Below are 15434 nucleotides of genomic sequence, written 5' to 3'. Positions count from 1 at the left end.
GGTTTTCGACATGCCGTATTTGCGTTTGCTCTGGGGGCCGCTGCTGGCATTGGTTGCTGCGGTGCTTGGGCAGATTTCCGGGCTGGAGCGAGATGCACTGGTGACCTTGGTGGTCACTGCATTTTGTCTCGGGTGGTGGTTTGTCGAGGCGGTGCCCATTGCGGTAACGGCGCTGATACCGCTGGCGGTTTTTCCGCTGTTTGGCGTACTCAGCAGCACCGATGTTGCGCAGGCCTACGGCGCGTCCATCATTCTGCTGATGCTGGGCGGCTTTATTCTGTCGCGGGCCATGGCGGTACGGGGCACCCACTATCATCTGGCTCTCATGGCATTGCACTGGGTGGGCGCAGGCAGTGAGCGGCGCCTGGTGATTGGTTTTATGCTGGCCTCAGCGATGCTGAGCATGTGGATTTCTAACACAGCGACCACCTTGATGTTGTTGCCGGTGGCGTTGGCTATTCTTGATCGCCTCAAGCGTCCAGCACTGGCGATACCCCTGTTGCTCGGTATTGCATATGCCGCCAGCATCGGCGGTATTGGTACACCCATTGGTACGCCGCCAAACCTGGTATTCATGCAGGTCTACACTGAAATCAGCGGTGAAGAAATTAGCTTTCTGGGGTGGATGCGCTGGGGTATACCGGTAGTCCTGTTGCTGCTGCCAACAGCCATGTGGTGGCTGTCTCGGGGGCTTTCGGCGCCGATTACGGCAGATTTGCCAGAAAGGGAGCCATGGGATTCGGCGCAGCGTCGGGTAATGGCGGTTTTTGCGGCAACGGCGCTGCTATGGATTACACGCACTGAACCCTTTGGCGGTTGGTCACATTGGTTAAATTTGCCCGGCGCCAACGATGCGACGGTTGCCTTGTTGGCGGCAGCCAGCCTGTTTGCCATTGGTGACGGCAAGGGCGGGCGCCTGTTGGACTGGGAAGCAACCAAAGAATTGCCTTGGGGCATTCTGATCTTGTTCGGCGGCGGCATCTGTATAGCCAAGGCGTTTGCGGTTTCCGGGCTGTCTGAGCAGGTGGCCGGTTTGGTCTCTGCGCTTGACCACTGGCCGCTGTGGTTGCTACTGCTGGCGCTGTGTTTGTGCGTCACTTTTCTGACCGAGGCCACCAGCAATATGGCCACAGCGACCCTGTTGATGCCAATTCTCGGGGCCGCAGCGCTGGGTCTGGGTTTGCGGATTGAGCAGTTGATGGTACCGGCAGCAATCAGTGCCAGTTGTGCTTTTGCCCTGCCCATCGCTACGGCACCCAATGCCATTGTTTACGGCAGTGGCCTGCTGCGGGTGGCCGATATGGCCCGTCGGGGCGTGGTACTGAGTGTGTTGGGGGCGATCATTATTGCCATGGCAACCTATGTGTTGATCTAGTGTCGGTGCTTGTCTAAATCGGACAATAATTCCATCCTAGGCATTTTATGGCCATAGACGCCACGAAAATGACAGGATTTGTCATTGTTTGCACGGCCAATCAGCGTACAGTTACGGGCATTGAAAGCCATGCCGGATCGCCCGGCAGACGAGTGAGGTGAATACAATGTCTGAACGTTACCCTATGCCGATGCCTTTTGGTTGGTACGCCGTGTCCTACGCCGATGAGCTGGCCGTTGGCGAATCGCGTGCGGTTCGTTACTTCAATCAGGATCTGGTGTTGTTCCGCACAGAGAGCGGTACCCCTGTGTTACTTGAAGCCTACTGCCCACACCTGGGGGCCCACCTGGGCTACGGCATCCATGGCAATGAAGGCAAGGGCGGCCGTATTGAAGGCGAGTCGATCGTTTGCCCGTTTCATGCGTGGAAGTTTAACGAGAAAGGCGAGTGCACCGATGTGCCTTACGCCAAAAATATGCCGCCCAAGGTTGCCGGCAAGCAATGTCTCTATGCGTTCCCAACCCGTGAAACCAACCAGATCATCTGGGCCTGGTATCACCCGGAGCGTGTTGAGCCATTGTGGGAAGTGGAAACTCACGAAGAAATGAACAGCGACGATTGGTCACCTCTGGATCGCTATGAGTGGACACTGAAAACCCACCCGCAGGAAATGGCAGAGAATGCAGCCGACCCAGCGCACTTCCGCTATGTACACGGGACGGCTTCTTTTCCTGAGTGGGAAACCACCTACGACGGTCCGAAATCCCGCGGCTTGCAGAAAGCCAATATGCCTACCCCGCGTGGTGAAGTGAAAGGCGAAATCCACACGGCCAGTTTTGGTCCCGGCCAGGGCTATACCCGATTTAAGGGGATTGCTGAAACCTGCCTGATGGGTCTGACGACGCCTATAGACAACGAGACTGTGCAAATCCGCTTTGCTTTTACCCAGCCGAAAGTGAATGGCGAGGTGAAAAAAGGTGGTGTTAACGCCGCGATAGTCAAAGATATCGTGGGCCAGCTGGGAGAAGATGCGCCGATCTGGGAGCACAAAATTTATCGTCCGCTCCCGATCCTCTGTGATGGCGATGGTCCAATCGCAAAATTCCGCAAATGGTACAGCCAGTTTTATGTGGACTTTGATCCGCGCGCACTTTAAAAAAGCGCGCAAGCATAACGACAGCAAGTATCGGGAAAGGAGGCAAATGCCTCCTTTCTTTTTGCGCGCAACCTGTTAAGGTTGGGGCGCGAAAATTGCGGTAAAATTATAATTATGTCTGTGAGTTTGCGGCATCATCGCCGATTTCTACTCTTGCCTATGTTTAGCCTGGTGCTGTCTGCTCAGGCCGGTGCCCAGTGCACGGAACCCGCCTTGCCGACGGTTCCCGATGCCGCCTCTGCGACGAAAGAGGACATGCTAGCGGCCTATCGCGATATGCGAGCCTATCAGCAGAGCGCGCAGTCCTATCTCGATTGTCTCGATGCCCTGAAACTCTCTGAGCCCGATGTTGATGTAGAGGTCCTGTTGGAGCGTCTCAACGCTTACAATCGGACCGTTGATAACATGGACGCTATCTCAAGGCAGGTTCATCGGCAGTTGGATAGCGTCAACGCACGCTGATTCGCACAACATGCTCTATGCCAAGCGCCTGTAGCCGTTGCCGGAAGGTCTCACTGAAAGGGCGGTCACCGATAATCAGGGCGCGCTGCTCGGCGTGGCCACCTCCCGTCTGCGGTGCTAATAGTTGTTCGACCCGGCGTGCAATGGCCTCGCCGGAATCGATCAGGTGCACACCTGGAAAATGCTTCGATAGCTCGCCGGCTATCAGGGGGAAGTGGGTGCAGGCCAGTACTAGGGTGTCCATTTCGTTACAACGCGGGTGCTGAGCAAAGGTATCGGCAATGCGAGCGTATAGGCTTTCGGCCTGATCTCCGCTCCAGTACAACCGCTCTATTGCCGGTGCCAGTTCAGCGTTCCCCACAGAAATTACGGTGCAGTTCTGGGCAAAGTCTGTGATCAGTTGAGCGGTATACGGGCGGCGCACGGTGCCGGGGGTGGCCAGCAGGCCAATCACGCCGCTGCGGCTCAATTTGGCGGCGGGTTTGATTGCGGGAACAACACCCACCACAGGAATACTGAGCTTTTGACGCAGGGCGGGTAGCACGGCTGTGCTGGCAGAATTACAGGCAAGAACCATCAGGTCGGGTTTGGTCTGCTCGACCAGTGCCATTACGGTTGTGCAGATGTGCTCGGTAAGCTTGTTCTCGTCCCACTCGCCGTAAGGGAATCCAGCTGAGTCCAGGGCATAAAGCAGGTTCAGGGCAGGCAGCCGGGAGTGAATTTCCCGGCCAATACTGAGGGAGCCGACGCCCGAGTCAAATACCAGAACACGTGGTGCGCTATTGTTCACAAAAATTACTGTTCACCAAGATTGTTCACCGCATCGACTCGGACAATTTCTTACAACAGCTCCATGATTTTTTCGGCGGAGGTTTCAACGATGCCACCGGGTGGTTCAATCGCGAAATGACTCACTACGCCGTTTTCGACGATCATGGCCATGCGTTTACAGCGCGTGCCCATGCCGAAACCGCTACCGTCCATTTCCAGTCCGCACGCCTTGGTGAATTCGGCGTTGCCGTCAGCCAGCATCAGGATTTCGTCGGCATTCTGGTCTTTGCCCCAGGCACCCATAACAAAGGCATCATTGACCGACAGGCAGGCAATGGTATCTACGCCCTTGGCCTTGATCTTGTCGGCATTGACCACAAATCCTGGCAGGTGGGTCATTGAGCAGCCGGGCGTAAAGGCGCCGGGTACTGCGAACAGCACAACTTTTTTGCCACTGAAAATATCGTCGGTGCTGATGTCGGTTGGACCTTCTTTGCCCATCGTCTTGAGAGTGACTGACGGGATTTTATCGCCGGTGCTGATTGTCATTATCCTGCTCCTTGGTCGCATGAAGGACAGTAAGTCTACTCTCTGAGCGACAGCTCTTGAAGAGGGTGGGGCTTGAAATTGTGCTGTTTGCCCTTATTAAGCGGATAAGGCACGACGTTTGACGCGGTGCCTGAATGAGTATCTGGAGGTGAATTATGACTGCATTTACTTATACACCCTATGCATGGCTGGATGATTTTCGTCGTGATTTCAGTCGACTGGTGAATGCTGGTTACGATCAGCAGAACTGGAGCCCGGCTGTTGATCTGGCGGAAGATGAATCCGGTTATTTTATTACCATGGATCTGCCGGGCGTAAACCCGGACGATGTGGAAATCACCCATCAGTCCCAGCAGTTGACCGTGAAGGGCAAGCGCGATTGGGAAGAGGGTGAGCGTAGTAGCCTGAGTAAGGAGCGCTGGCGTGGCGATTTTCTGCGTCGCTTTACCTTGCCGAAAACCGCTGATGTTGAGCATATCGACGCCAAGTACAGCAATGGCGTTCTGGCGATTTTTGTACCCAAATCTCGTGAAGCCGAGCCACGTCGTATCGCCATCAACGTGCATTGATTACAGGCTGATAGCATGGGCCGGACAGTGCGCACCGGCCCACCGAGTACTGGCCCTGTTCACACGGACGGGCTAAGCTGGCGTTTTGCGCGAAATCAATGCCATGACCACTCCTGAAACATCGCCAGCTTTCCGCTCTAACAGTAACGAGTTCTGGTTGGCATGGACCTTTCTGACCCGTTTTCCTGCGCCGGTTACCATTGACTACTCTCCTGAAGCGCTCAATCGCGCCGCACGTTTTTTCCCCTGGGTGGGTTTGTTGTTAGGGCTGTTTCAGGCTTTGGTTTACGTGTTGGCGAACGCTGTGTTCGGACACGCATTTTTTGCCGCATTGTGTTCGGTTGCTGCAGTTGTTGTTGCTACCGGCGCTTTCCACGAGGACGGCTTTGCTGACTATTGCGACAGTTTCGGTGGTACTGATACGGCACAGCGACTGACCATCATGACCGATTCTCGGCTGGGCACCTTTGGGGTTGCGGGCTTGGTGTTTGTGCTGTGCTGGCGGGTGGCCGCTTTGACACTGCTGCCGTTTACCTTAGCGCTGTTGGCAATTGTGCTGTCTGCGGTTGTCAGTCGCTGGTTGGCTATCAGCCTGATGTTGTCACTGCCATATGCCAAGACTGACGGCAAAAGCAAACCCATGTCTAACTCTATCGATCAAGGCGCGTTGCGTACGGCAGCCATTCCCTTGATCCCGGTTGTATTTTTAGTTAACTGGCAAACTTTGTTGATGCTGGCTGTGATCCTTGCCGTATTTCGAGTGGGATTTAGCGCACAATTACGCGAACGTTTGGGTGGCTTTACCGGCGATAGCCTTGGTGCTGCGCAACAGATGGCTGAGGTCCTTGTCTATGGGAGTCTGTTGTCGGTCGGTGGCTGACAGGTGCTGTGAATATTAACAACCTGCAGCGCTACGGTGAATCCGCTGTTAGAATGATACCCTGCCTATCAGGAGGAAGTGCTTATGTTTAAACGCAAATGTAAACAACAGATCGCATTGATATTGTCGGCTATGCTGGTGTGGAGCGGGCTGCTAGTGTCCGGGGCACAAGCGGGCGTTATTTCATCCGCAGAGATGATTGCCGAACAACAACAGTTTGAAAGCAAGCAGTCGCTGAAGGCCTATCTCGATAGAGATGATGTGAAACAGCAAATGGTGGAGATGGGTGTATCTCCAGCCGATGTGGATTCTCGAATTGATGCGATGACTCCAGCTGAACTGGCTGAGCTCAACACAGCGCTGCAGGAAGCCCCTGCTGGTGCAGGCTTGGTGGGTGTGGTGCTCACGATCTTTATTGTGTTTGTAATTACCGATGTGATTGGTGCCACTGATATCTTCCCGTTTATTCGGCCGGTAAACTGATCGGCGCGATAAGCGTTGTTGGAAAAGGTCGAAGCCAATATGGTTAAGGCTTTGCATAAAAAACTCGCCGCTTGTCGGCGAGTTTTTTTTCTATTGTTGTTTTTTCTCGGTGGTTGCGCCCGTGTTAGTCCGATACTACCGCCGCAGGCAAAGGCGCTAAAACTAGACGTACCCTTCGTGTCTCAGGATGCGGCTCACTGTGGCCCAGCCGCATTGGCTTCAGCCCTGCAATATTATGCGGTGCCTACCACCCTTAACGCGTTGGTGGATGAGGTCTATGTGCCGGGGCGCAAGGGTTCGCTGACCTTGGAGATGACGGCAGCCACGCGCCGCAATGGGTTGTTGCCTTATCCGATTGAACCTTCTCTGGATGCATTGCTACAGGAGCTCGATGCTGGTCATCCGGTGTTGGTGTTGCAGAATCTGGCCTTTAACTGGTGGCCGCAATGGCACTATGCACTGGTGGTAGGGTATTCAGAAAACGGTCGAACGTTGCTGCTGCATTCCGGAGAGCGGCCATACTATGCTATAGACGCTGGTACTTTCATGCGTACCTGGGCCCGTGTGGATCACTGGGGGTTGGTACTGACCCCCCTGGATCAGATTCCACAAACGGCGGCGGCGCTACCTTATCTGAGCAGTATCGACAAGATGCGCCAGACACGAACGATCGGCAATGATCAGCTACAGGTCGCGTTGTCGCAGGCTGCCCTGCACTGGCCTGAGTCGCCCAGCGCTCAGTTTGTCTATGCCAACTGGTTGCTGGAGCAGCATCAGCCCGGCCGCGCGGTTGAATACTATGAACGCGGTTTGAGTCTGCAGAGCGATAACCCCCTGGCGCTAAACAACTATGCGTATGCCTTGCATGCAGTGGGTTGCCGCACGCGGGCGCAGCAGATCATTGACAGGGTGATACAGTTGGCGCCTGGCGATGTGCGCTTTGAGGAAAGCGCACGGGAACTGGCTGGCGACGAATTGCCAGGCGCACCTAGTGCAGCGTGCGCCCGATAACTGGGCGAAGAGCAGGCCGAACTCTAATGAGAAAGGCCTGCCTGTGAATCGCATCTACATGACGCCGGGCTGTAATTAAAGCCTCTTGCCCTGTTTGGCATTGGCAAAAGCGGCTGCTAGCGCATTGCCAGCTGCCGGTTCCGTCGTTTTCTGCCGCGTTTGTTTAGGCGCGGTATTATTGCGTCGATTGGCGCCGCGCGATGCTTTGTCCTGTGGGGTTGCCTTGTCGTCCAGGCGCATGCTCAAGGCAATGCGCTTGCGCTCAATATCCACGTCGATGACTTTCACTTTGACGATATCGCCGGCTTTCACCACGTCTCTGGGGTCTTTCACATACTGGTGGGAAAGGGCAGAAATATGTACCAGCCCATCCTGATGAACGCCGACATCCACGAAAGCGCCAAAGTTGGTGACATTGGTGACGCAGCCTTCCAGAATCATTTCCGGTTCCAGGTCACTGACTTTCTCGATGCCGTCTTTGAATGTGGCGGTTTTAAATTCTGGGCGAGGATCGCGTCCGGGTTTGTCCAGCTCTGCGATGATGTCGCGGATGGTGGGTAAGCCGAACTTGTCGTCGACATACTGTTCCGGTTTCAGCCCCCGCAGGAAGGTGCTGTCTCCCAGTAGCTGGCTGACCTGCCGGCCACACTGCTGAACAATCTTATCGACCACTGAGTACGATTCAGGGTGGACGGCGGAGCTGTCCAGCGGGTTTTCGCCGTTCATAACCCGCAAAAAGCCTGCAGCCTGCTCAAAGGTTTTGTCGCCGAGTCTCGGTACCTTTTTGAGGGTTTCGCGGCTAGTGAACATGCCGTGTTCGTCGCGATACTGAACAAGGTTGGCGGCGATGGAGGCATTCAGCCCGGAAACACGCGTAAGCAGGGCAGGCGAGGCTGTGTTTACGTCCACGCCAACGGCGTTTACACAATCTTCTACAACGGCGTCCAGTGAGCGAGACAGTGCAGACTGAGACACATCGTGCTGGTATTGGCCGACGCCGATGGATTTTGGTTCGATTTTCACCAGCTCCGCTAGTGGGTCTTGCAGGCGGCGGGCAATTGAGACCGCGCCGCGAATGGTTACATCAAGATCCGGGAATTCCTTGGCCGCGTACTCGGACGCAGAATAAATCGATGCGCCTGATTCATTGACCATGACCTTGTTGGCTTTTAATTCCGGGTGAGCACTCAGCAGGTCGCCAACGAACTTGTCTGTTTCCCGGCTGGCGGTGCCATTGCCGATGGCGATCAACTCAATGTTGTACTGTTTAATCATTTTTAGCAGGACGGCGGCTGCATCGGCCTGACGGTTTTGCGGTGGATTGGGGAAAATGGCGCCGTGGTCCAGCACCTTACCGGTGGCGTCTACCACCGCCACTTTAACGCCTGTGCGCAGGCCGGGATCCAGGCCGATGGTTGGTCGAGGGCCAGCGGGTGCTGCCAACAGCAAATCTTTCAGATTGGATGAAAACACCTGAATGGCATCGTTTTCTGCGCGTTCGCGCAGTTGGCTCAGGAGGTCTGTTTCCAGATGGATATAGAGCTTGATTTTCCAGGTCCAGCGCACAACTTCGTTCAGCCATTTGTCAGCAGGCCGGCCTTCGAAACGCAGTTTCCAATGGTCGGCAACCATCGCTTCGCAGGGGCTGGTGTCGGCATCGTCAAACTGGATGTTGAGGGAAAGAATGCCTTCGTTGCGGCCGCGAAACATGGCCAGTGCGCGGTGTGAGGGGGTGTTTTTCAACGGCTCGCTGTGCTCAAAATAGTCGCTGAATTTCTCGCCCTCACGCTCCTTGCCGGCCACCAGAGCCGAAGTCAGTTTGCCTTGCTCCCAGAGGTAGTTACGCAGCTTTTCGATCAGGTCTGCATCTTCGGCGAAGCGTTCCATCAAAATATACTTGGCGCCATCCAGAGCATCCTTCACAGTTTCGATTTTGTGCTCGGGATTCAGATAGGCAGCGGCTTCCGTTTCCGGATCGAGCTCTGGATTGCCAAGCAGGGCATTGGCAAGAGGCTCGAGCCCGGCCTCAATGGCAATTTGGCCTTTGGTGCGTCGCTTGGGCTTGTAGGGCAGATACAGGTCTTCTAGCCGGCTTTTGGTGTCTGCGGCAAGAATCTTCTGTTCCAGTTCTGGGCTGAGTTTGTCCTGCTCGCGAATGCTGTTCAGAATGGCTTCACGGCGGTCTTCCAGGTCTCGCAGATAGCCCAGCCGGCTTTCCAGTTCGCGCATCTGGGTGTCGTCCAGACCGCCAGTTACTTCTTTGCGGTAGCGGGCAATAAAGGGGACCGTGGCGCCTTCGTCCAATAATTGTACAGCGGCGTCTACATTGCGCTGAGGTACATTTAATTCCTGGGCGATGGTCTGGAGGATCTGTTTCATTCGCGAACAACCTGCGTGTTATTAACATTCGAGCGCCGCATTATGCAGAAAGGCGGCCAGTGCTGCGAGTCTTGACAGAGGGGTTGTGACGAAGTTTTTGTTGCGCAACCGCGATCAGATCAAATCTGCAATGAGAGACTCGTAGAGCGCGCAGCAGTCGTCGTAGAAACTGCGGTAGGTGTCCGTGAGGTGGGGAGCAATCATCGACATGACCTGGAATACCCCCTGGTGGATAAGTAGCTGTTGAGGCAGGTCTTTGCTGCGCAGCATGTCGTAATTTAGCCAGAAGGTAACCTGCATGGTCACGGTTTCGCAAAGCCGGTCCAGCTGGTGGGGCTGTAGCTCAAGAACGCCTTTTTCCACCAGTGTGATAGCGATGGCCTGGGCCGCGCGTACCTTCTGTTCCAGTAGACGGCGAAATTTTTTATCTATAGCGGGGTAGCGCTGCAAGATGTCGGTTAAATTGCGGTAAAAATAGCGCTGCTTGAAGATCTCGTCGAATACGAGATAGAGGTAAAACCAGGCGTCGTCCGGCTTCAGGAGCTTGGCAATGGGGGCGTTGAGGATTTCGCTAAGCTCTTCGTGGAAGTGCTCATAGAGCGCCGAAATGATGTCTTCCTTGCCCTTGAAGTGGTAGTACAGGTTGCCGGGGCTGATATCGAGCTCGTTAGCAATGTCGACCGTGGTGACGTTGGGTTCACCTTCCGTGTTGAACAGTTCGAGGCTGGTCAGCAGTATGCGGTCGCGAGTTTTCATGGGCTTTTGTATTGGAATGTGCGTCGAACGTTGCCATGTTCATGCGTGGCTGTCCACAAAAAAGGGCGACCGAAGTCGCCCTTTGTGCAGCAGTAACTCAATTACTCAGCGGCAGTAGTTTTGCTGGACGCTGCGCGCTTAGCAGGCGCTTTTTTGGGAGCGGCTGACATGGCGTTGAGTTTCTTGGTCAATGCGTCAACTTTCTTTTCCAGGCGCTCGAAGTCTTCTACGGATACACCGCCGAGACCAAGATTGGCGCGGACTTTGTTGATGCGCTCTTCGATGGAAGTGGCAGTGCCTTTACTTTTGGCAGTCACATCATCGATAGCGGTACGCGCTTGTGTTTCAAGCTTGCGGCCTTTCTCGACCAGTTCGTTGAACAGGCGGGGAGATTCTTTGCTGGCTTGCTCGTAACGCTCTTGCGCTTCGTCAAAAGCGCGGCCATACGCGCCGAGGCCCGCCAACCAGATGTTTTTGGCCATATCGCTAACTTCTTTCAGCTGAGAGGTCTTTTCGTTGCTCATTGCTGTAACTCCGTAACGTGATGAATTTTTGACGGCTTTCTCACCGGGTCTTGTTATGAAAAAAGCACGGTGGTCCTGAGACGCACCGTGCAAAAAAAAGACCTGATGGGTATTCCTGTCAAACAGGTTGCTGGGAAGCCTTAGGCTTCGGCAGCAGCCGTGTTTTCGGTTTTGCGGCTGTTGATGCGCTCTTTCAGCGTCTCAACAGAGCTTTTTACAGCTTCAACTTGCTCTTCTACCAGCGACTTGGGCTTGGCGGCAAGCTCGTCGAATTTGGCTTGGGCGTCGGCTTGTACTTTCTCGCCGCGCTTAACCAGGTCCGCAAAAATTTCTTCACGCTTCTCGATCAGCGACTGAACTTTGTCAGAAGTTTCTTTGTAAGACTTCTGGGCTTTTTCAGTGTACTCCTGACCCTGTTCGATGGCTTTGCCAGCCAGGCCCAGGTTGGCCAGGAACAGTTCACGGGCAACGGTAGTGGCTTTTTCGAACGCGTTTTGGGTTTCGGCTTGTTTCTTGCTCATGGTGTACACCTCTGGAAATAGGGAGTTGTCAGTTGTTCAGAGGGTGCAGCCAACGACCTTCTCTGAATCTGGGGGCAAAGATACGGAGAAAAATTAGAATAAACATACTAATCGCGTAAAATTTTCAATTGGTGAAAAAACGAACAGATGCGGCAAGTGCGTATCTACACCCGATGTGAAATAGGTTTTGATATTTTGTAACCGCTACAGTTATAGTCTGGAGACGCGGCATACCGGATAACAAGTAAAAGACACATTGTCGCGAGAGAGGTATCAATGAAGAATCAATCTGCCCCAACCGGGCCTAATCTGTTTTCAGCGTTTCTGGAACTGCGAGCTTTGCTTGAAGCAACCGCTGCGGCGTCGTTTCAACCGGTGCTTCGCAGGATTGCGCGAGGTGATGGTCACCCGGTGGTGGTTGTGCCTGCGTTTATGACTGGTGACGGTGGCACCGCGTTGTTGCGGCGCTACCTGAAAGCTTCGGGGTTTGTTAGTTATGGCTGGCAACAGGGGCGTAACACCGGAATCCGTCAGGCATTTTTGGATGGATTGATAGAGCACGTGCGTGACATATCCAGTCAGCACAACGGAGCTACAGTGAGCCTGGTGGGCTGGAGCCTAGGTGGTGTCTATGCGCGCGCCTTGGCGAATGCGGAGCCGGACCTTGTGCGTCAGGTAATCACCCTTGGGTCACCGTTCAATGTGCCCACAATGGATGGTATTTCTGGTGGGGTGGCTAAGCTCTATGAGTTTCTCAACCCAGGTGGACTTGATGACCCCATGCTGGATGCTGCTGATACCTGGCGGGAAACACCACCCGTGCCCTCTACCGCGATATACAGCACCAGCGATGGTGTTGCTGACTGGCATTATTGCGTAGACGATGAACCCTTCGGTGAGACCGAAAATGTGAGGGTGCCCGGTAGTCACATGGGCCTGACTCACAACGCAGCTGTGATGTACGCCGTCGCCGAACGCCTGGCGCAAAAAGAAGGTCATTGGCGCCCGTTCAACAGCAACCCGCTACGTCGCTTCTGGTTCGGCGACGCGCTCGCCTCGTAAAAACCGGGGTCGCATCGAGTATTTTTTGATCAATGCGCCCCGTCACTTCTTTCTAACTGTTTGAGTCGCTTGGTATTGCCTTCTTGCTTGGTGGTTGGCGGGCTGGGCTGTTCAAAAAATACTCGATACGACCCCGGTTTTGGGGATAAAAAAAGGCGCAGCCTTGCGGGTGCGCCTTTTGGAGTAGAGTGGGGCCTTGCTTAGCTGGCTTTGGGGCCTGCGGCAATGATCGCATCCGCAACATCAAATTTCTTGATGTTTTCCTGGAACAGTTTGGCCAGTTTTGTGGCTTCGGCGTCGTAAGCTGCTTCGTCACCCCAGGATTTACGTGGGTTGATGAATTTCTCGTCGACGCCGGGGATGGCTTTCGGAATTTCCAGGTTAAGGATATCCAAGTGCTCGGTTTCCACGTTGTTGAGTGCGCCGCTTTGAGCTGCTGCGACAACCGCGCGTGTTACCGGGATCGGGAAGCGTGAACCGGTTCCACCGGCGGCGCCTGAACCACCGGTCCAGCCAGTGTTGATCAGGTAAACGCGTGAGCCGAAGTCGGCGATGCGCTTCATCAACAATTCTGCGTAATCACCAGCGGGGCGCGGCATAAAGGGTGCGCCAAAGCAGGTTGAGAACGTTGGGTGAATGCCAGCTTCTGCACCAAGCTCGGTTGAGCCAACGCGTGCGGTGTAGCCGCTGAGAAAATGGAAGGCTGCCGCTTCTTTGCTGAGGATGGACACGGGCGGCAGTACGCCGGATACGTCGCAGGTCAGGAAGATAACAGTTTGCGGTTCACCAGCCGAGTTTTGCGGTACGCGCTTGTCAACATGCTCCAGCGGGTAACAGCAGCGGCCGTTTTCGGTCAGGCTGGTGTCGTTGTAGTCGGGTGTGCGGGTATCGGCATCGATTACGACGTTTTCAACAATGGCGCCAAAGCGGATAGCGTCCCAGATGATGGGCTCGTTTTCCTGGCTCAGGTTGATGGTTTTAGCGTAGCAACCACCTTCAATATTGAAAACGGCACCTTTGGCCCAGCCGTGCTCGTCGTCGCCGATCAAGAAGCGGTCAGGGTCGGCAGACAACGTGGTTTTGCCAGTGCCAGACAGACCGAAGAACAGCGTGGTGTCGCCTTCATCGCCCACATTGGCGGAGCAGTGCATCGGCATAACGTCTTTTTCAGGCAGCAGGAAGTTCTGCACTGAAAACATGGCCTTTTTCATTTCACCGGCGTAGCGCATGCCAGCCAGCAGCACTTTGCGCTGGGCAAAGTTAATCAGGACGCAGCCGTCGGAGTTGGTGCCGTCGCGCTCGGGATCACAGACAAAGCCAGCCACATTGAGAATGGTCCACTGCTCTTTGCCTTTGGGGTTGTACTTGTGTGGGCGCACAAACATGTTGCGACCGAACAAGGCTTGCCAGGCAGTCTGAGTGTGAACTTCAACGGGAATGTAGTGCTCGTCATGAGCGCCAACGTGGAGATGAGAAACAAAGCGATCGTGGTCGGCGAGATAATCTTCTACGCGGTTCCAGAGGGCGTCGAATTTGTCGGCGTCGAAGGGGCGGTTAACGCTGCCCCATTCGATGGAGTCACTGGTGGAGGGCTCTTTTACGATAAAGCGGTCGCCGGGAGAACGGCCGGTTCGTTTGCCGGTGGTGACAACCAGGGCACCGTTGTCGGCCAGTTCACCCTCGCCGCGCGCCAGCGCTTGTTCGATCAGCCGCGACGGCGCCAAATCTGTATACACAATCGTTTCTGCACTCATTCTCTCGTCCTGTCAAAACGCTCCCGTTGGCTTTCAAGTCGCGACTTGCAGCTCTTGTTTGGGGGCCTAACTTTGGGGCAACCGCTGCCGGCTTGCAGGGCAGCCAATTTTCGGGGGCGCCATTATGTCAAAAAAGCTGCCCCAGCGCTAACCCCTCTTAATGAGCGTCGCGCGGTGTTTGTTTCCCGAGCAGTGCGTCGATGTCGCTTTCGGAAAACTGGTAGAACCGGTTGCAAAATTCACAGTTCACATCGATGGATGACCGTTCGGCGAGGATGTCCCGCAGTTCTGCCTCACCGAGGGAAAGCAGTACAGCTTCGAGACGTTCATGGCTGCAAGTACATTGAAATTGCACGGTTTTTTGAGGGTGTAGGCGCAGGGCTTCCTGGTGGTAAAGGCGGTAGAGAAGCTCTTCTCGAGGGAGTCCAAGTAGCTCTTGCGCTGACAGGGTGTTGGCCATTTGGATCAGGTGGAGCCATTGGTCGCTACTGTTGTCGCCCGGCATTTGTTGGAGCAGCATGCCACCTGCGCGCTGTTTGTCTGCGAACAGCCACAGGCGAGTGGCGAGTTGCTCGCTTTGCTCAAAGTAGTTGCCCAAGCTGCTGGCGAGACTGTTGCCGTCGAGTGACACAATGCCCTGGTAGGGTTTGCCACTGCGCGGTTGCACGGTAAGGCACAGGGTGCCGTTGGTAAACAGGGTTGCGAAATCCTCGCTGGTGGCCTCTTGGGCCTGCCGGGCAATGGCGCGGTAACTTTGCTGGTTGGTAACCTCGGTCATGATTAGCGGAATTTCGCCTTCGCTGCGCACTTGCAGGGTCAGGGTGCCATCAAATTTGATGGTTTCGGCCAGTAGGCAGGCAGCGGCGCTGAGCTCCCCCAGCAAGTTGGCGACAACTGGGGGGTAGTGGTGAACAGCCAGCAGTTCCTGAAAGCTGTTTTGCAGGAGTACGTGTTCACCGCGCACGGCGCAATCGTCAAAGGTAAAGCGGCTGAGAGTATCAGCGCAGCTGGCGTCAGGCATGTTGGTTAAGCTCATGTGGTTTGCTGTTTGAAGCGGTGAATCTGGCGTCGTTGTTTCTTGGTGGGACGTTCCCGGCTGAGTAGATCGGCACCGGGGCCATGCGCCTTGCGTTCGGCGGCGCGCAACTCTCGCTGTTTGATGCTGTCTTCGGTTTCGCGGTA

General features: G+C 54.9%; 16 protein-coding genes and 1 pseudogene. 8 read left to right on the top strand and 9 right to left on the bottom strand.

The window, feature by feature from the left end:
• Positions 1–10 precede the first annotated feature (10 nt).
• The 3 genes from AC222A_RS05375 (at position 11) to AC222A_RS05365 (ending at position 2993) form a co-directional block, all read left to right on the top strand.
• Positions 11–1375: an SLC13 family permease gene (locus AC222A_RS05375; protein ID WP_486774710.1), complete on the top strand. Its 1365-nt coding sequence runs from the start codon at positions 11–13 to the stop codon at positions 1373–1375.
• 166 nt (positions 1376–1541) lie between these two features.
• The gene (locus tag AC222A_RS05370; RefSeq protein WP_372748561.1) at positions 1542–2531 is read left to right on the top strand and encodes a Rieske 2Fe-2S domain-containing protein; all 990 of its coding nucleotides are present in this window, start codon (positions 1542–1544) and stop codon (positions 2529–2531) included.
• Positions 2532–2645: 114 nt separating this feature from the next.
• Positions 2646–2993 (top strand): hypothetical protein, encoded by a 348-nt coding sequence (locus AC222A_RS05365; RefSeq protein WP_372748562.1) that lies wholly within the window; start codon positions 2646–2648, stop codon positions 2991–2993.
• On the opposite strand, the gene murI is transcribed toward AC222A_RS05365, so the two are convergent.
• Together murI and AC222A_RS05355 are read right to left on the bottom strand one after the other, a co-directional pair.
• A complete protein-coding gene (murI, locus tag AC222A_RS05360; protein ID WP_372748563.1) occupies positions 2980–3783 on the bottom strand; it encodes a glutamate racemase in 804 nt (267 codons plus the stop codon). The genes AC222A_RS05365 and murI overlap by 14 nt on opposite strands.
• Before the next feature lie 50 nt (positions 3784–3833).
• Positions 3834–4313, bottom strand: coding sequence for a peroxiredoxin (locus tag AC222A_RS05355; RefSeq protein ID WP_372748564.1), 480 nt, complete (start codon positions 4311–4313; stop codon positions 3834–3836).
• A 155-nt stretch (positions 4314–4468) separates the two neighbouring features.
• On the opposite strand from AC222A_RS05355, the gene AC222A_RS05350 reads away from it, so the two are divergent.
• From AC222A_RS05350 to AC222A_RS05335, 4 genes are all read left to right on the top strand, one after another.
• Positions 4469–4882 (top strand): Hsp20/alpha crystallin family protein, encoded by a 414-nt coding sequence (locus AC222A_RS05350; RefSeq protein WP_372748565.1) that lies wholly within the window; start codon positions 4469–4471, stop codon positions 4880–4882.
• A 103-nt stretch (positions 4883–4985) separates the two neighbouring features.
• A complete protein-coding gene (gene cobS / locus AC222A_RS05345) occupies positions 4986–5762 on the top strand; it encodes an adenosylcobinamide-GDP ribazoletransferase (protein WP_372748566.1) in 777 nt (258 codons plus the stop codon).
• Between the two features lie 84 nt (positions 5763–5846).
• Positions 5847–6245, top strand: coding sequence for a PA2779 family protein (locus tag AC222A_RS05340; RefSeq protein ID WP_372748567.1), 399 nt, complete (start codon positions 5847–5849; stop codon positions 6243–6245).
• 18 nt (positions 6246–6263) lie between these two features.
• Positions 6264–7256 (top strand): PA2778 family cysteine peptidase, encoded by a 993-nt coding sequence (locus AC222A_RS05335; protein WP_486774709.1) that lies wholly within the window; start codon positions 6264–6266, stop codon positions 7254–7256.
• Positions 7257–7331: 75 nt separating this feature from the next.
• Here the strand turns inward: AC222A_RS05335 and AC222A_RS05330 are convergent, their stop codons facing one another.
• The 4 genes from AC222A_RS05330 to AC222A_RS05315 form a co-directional block, all read right to left on the bottom strand.
• Positions 7332–9635, bottom strand: a complete 2304-nt coding sequence (locus tag AC222A_RS05330; protein ID WP_486774708.1) for a Tex family protein — start codon at positions 9633–9635, stop codon at positions 7332–7334.
• A gap of 114 nt (positions 9636–9749) precedes the next feature.
• Positions 9750–10391, bottom strand: a complete 642-nt coding sequence (locus AC222A_RS05325; protein ID WP_372750044.1) for a TetR/AcrR family transcriptional regulator — start codon at positions 10389–10391, stop codon at positions 9750–9752.
• A 101-nt stretch (positions 10392–10492) separates the two neighbouring features.
• Positions 10493–10915, bottom strand: a complete 423-nt coding sequence (locus tag AC222A_RS05320; protein ID WP_372750043.1) for a phasin family protein — start codon at positions 10913–10915, stop codon at positions 10493–10495.
• A gap of 140 nt (positions 10916–11055) precedes the next feature.
• Positions 11056–11436, bottom strand: coding sequence for a hypothetical protein (locus AC222A_RS05315; protein ID WP_372750042.1), 381 nt, complete (start codon positions 11434–11436; stop codon positions 11056–11058).
• A gap of 276 nt (positions 11437–11712) precedes the next feature.
• Here AC222A_RS05315 and AC222A_RS05310 point away from each other — a divergent pair, with 276 nt between their 5' ends.
• Positions 11713–12498: an esterase/lipase family protein gene (locus AC222A_RS05310; protein WP_372750041.1), complete on the top strand. Its 786-nt coding sequence runs from the start codon at positions 11713–11715 to the stop codon at positions 12496–12498.
• Positions 12499–12698: 200 nt separating this feature from the next.
• On the opposite strand, the gene AC222A_RS05305 is transcribed toward AC222A_RS05310, so the two are convergent.
• The 3 genes and pseudogenes from AC222A_RS05305 to AC222A_RS05295 form a co-directional block, all read right to left on the bottom strand.
• Positions 12699–14252 carry a phosphoenolpyruvate carboxykinase gene (locus AC222A_RS05305; protein ID WP_372764833.1) on the bottom strand — a complete coding sequence of 518 codons (1554 nt, stop codon included), beginning with the start codon at positions 14250–14252 and terminating at the stop codon, positions 12699–12701.
• A gap of 157 nt (positions 14253–14409) precedes the next feature.
• The gene (gene hslO / locus AC222A_RS05300; protein ID WP_486774707.1) at positions 14410–15288 is read right to left on the bottom strand and encodes an Hsp33 family molecular chaperone HslO; all 879 of its coding nucleotides are present in this window, start codon (positions 15286–15288) and stop codon (positions 14410–14412) included.
• Positions 15285–15434 (bottom strand): annotated as a pseudogene (locus AC222A_RS05295) (RNA-binding protein); the annotation flags it as partial. The pseudogene AC222A_RS05295 and the gene hslO, both read right to left, overlap by 4 nt.

This window comes from Litorivivens sp., assembly GCF_057445395.1.
Note: the sequence above shows the minus strand (reverse complement) of the source record. Positions and strands in the feature narration are given on the sequence as shown.

What these genes read in the sequence shown, in the direction of transcription:
- AC222A_RS05350 (WP_372748565.1), top strand. Translation starts at nt 4,469, where the DNA reads ATGACTGCATTTACTTATACACCCTATGCATGGCTGGATGATTTTCGT.
- AC222A_RS05315 (WP_372750042.1), bottom strand. Translation starts at nt 11,436, where the DNA reads ATGAGCAAGAAACAAGCCGAAACCCAAAACGCGTTCGAAAAAGCCACT.
- AC222A_RS05330 (WP_486774708.1), bottom strand. Translation starts at nt 9,635, where the DNA reads ATGAAACAGATCCTCCAGACCATCGCCCAGGAATTAAATGTACCTCAG.
- AC222A_RS05365 (WP_372748562.1), top strand. Translation starts at nt 2,646, where the DNA reads ATGTCTGTGAGTTTGCGGCATCATCGCCGATTTCTACTCTTGCCTATG.
- AC222A_RS05340 (WP_372748567.1), top strand. Translation starts at nt 5,847, where the DNA reads ATGTTTAAACGCAAATGTAAACAACAGATCGCATTGATATTGTCGGCT.
- AC222A_RS05305 (WP_372764833.1), bottom strand. Translation starts at nt 14,252, where the DNA reads ATGAGTGCAGAAACGATTGTGTATACAGATTTGGCGCCGTCGCGGCTG.
- AC222A_RS05355 (WP_372748564.1), bottom strand. Translation starts at nt 4,313, where the DNA reads ATGACAATCAGCACCGGCGATAAAATCCCGTCAGTCACTCTCAAGACG.
- AC222A_RS05320 (WP_372750043.1), bottom strand. Translation starts at nt 10,915, where the DNA reads ATGAGCAACGAAAAGACCTCTCAGCTGAAAGAAGTTAGCGATATGGCC.
- hslO (WP_486774707.1), bottom strand. Translation starts at nt 15,288, where the DNA reads ATGAGCTTAACCAACATGCCTGACGCCAGCTGCGCTGATACTCTCAGC.
- AC222A_RS05310 (WP_372750041.1), top strand. Translation starts at nt 11,713, where the DNA reads ATGAAGAATCAATCTGCCCCAACCGGGCCTAATCTGTTTTCAGCGTTT.
- cobS (WP_372748566.1), top strand. Translation starts at nt 4,986, where the DNA reads ATGACCACTCCTGAAACATCGCCAGCTTTCCGCTCTAACAGTAACGAG.
- AC222A_RS05375 (WP_486774710.1), top strand. Translation starts at nt 11, where the DNA reads ATGCCGTATTTGCGTTTGCTCTGGGGGCCGCTGCTGGCATTGGTTGCT.
- AC222A_RS05370 (WP_372748561.1), top strand. Translation starts at nt 1,542, where the DNA reads ATGTCTGAACGTTACCCTATGCCGATGCCTTTTGGTTGGTACGCCGTG.
- AC222A_RS05325 (WP_372750044.1), bottom strand. Translation starts at nt 10,391, where the DNA reads ATGAAAACTCGCGACCGCATACTGCTGACCAGCCTCGAACTGTTCAAC.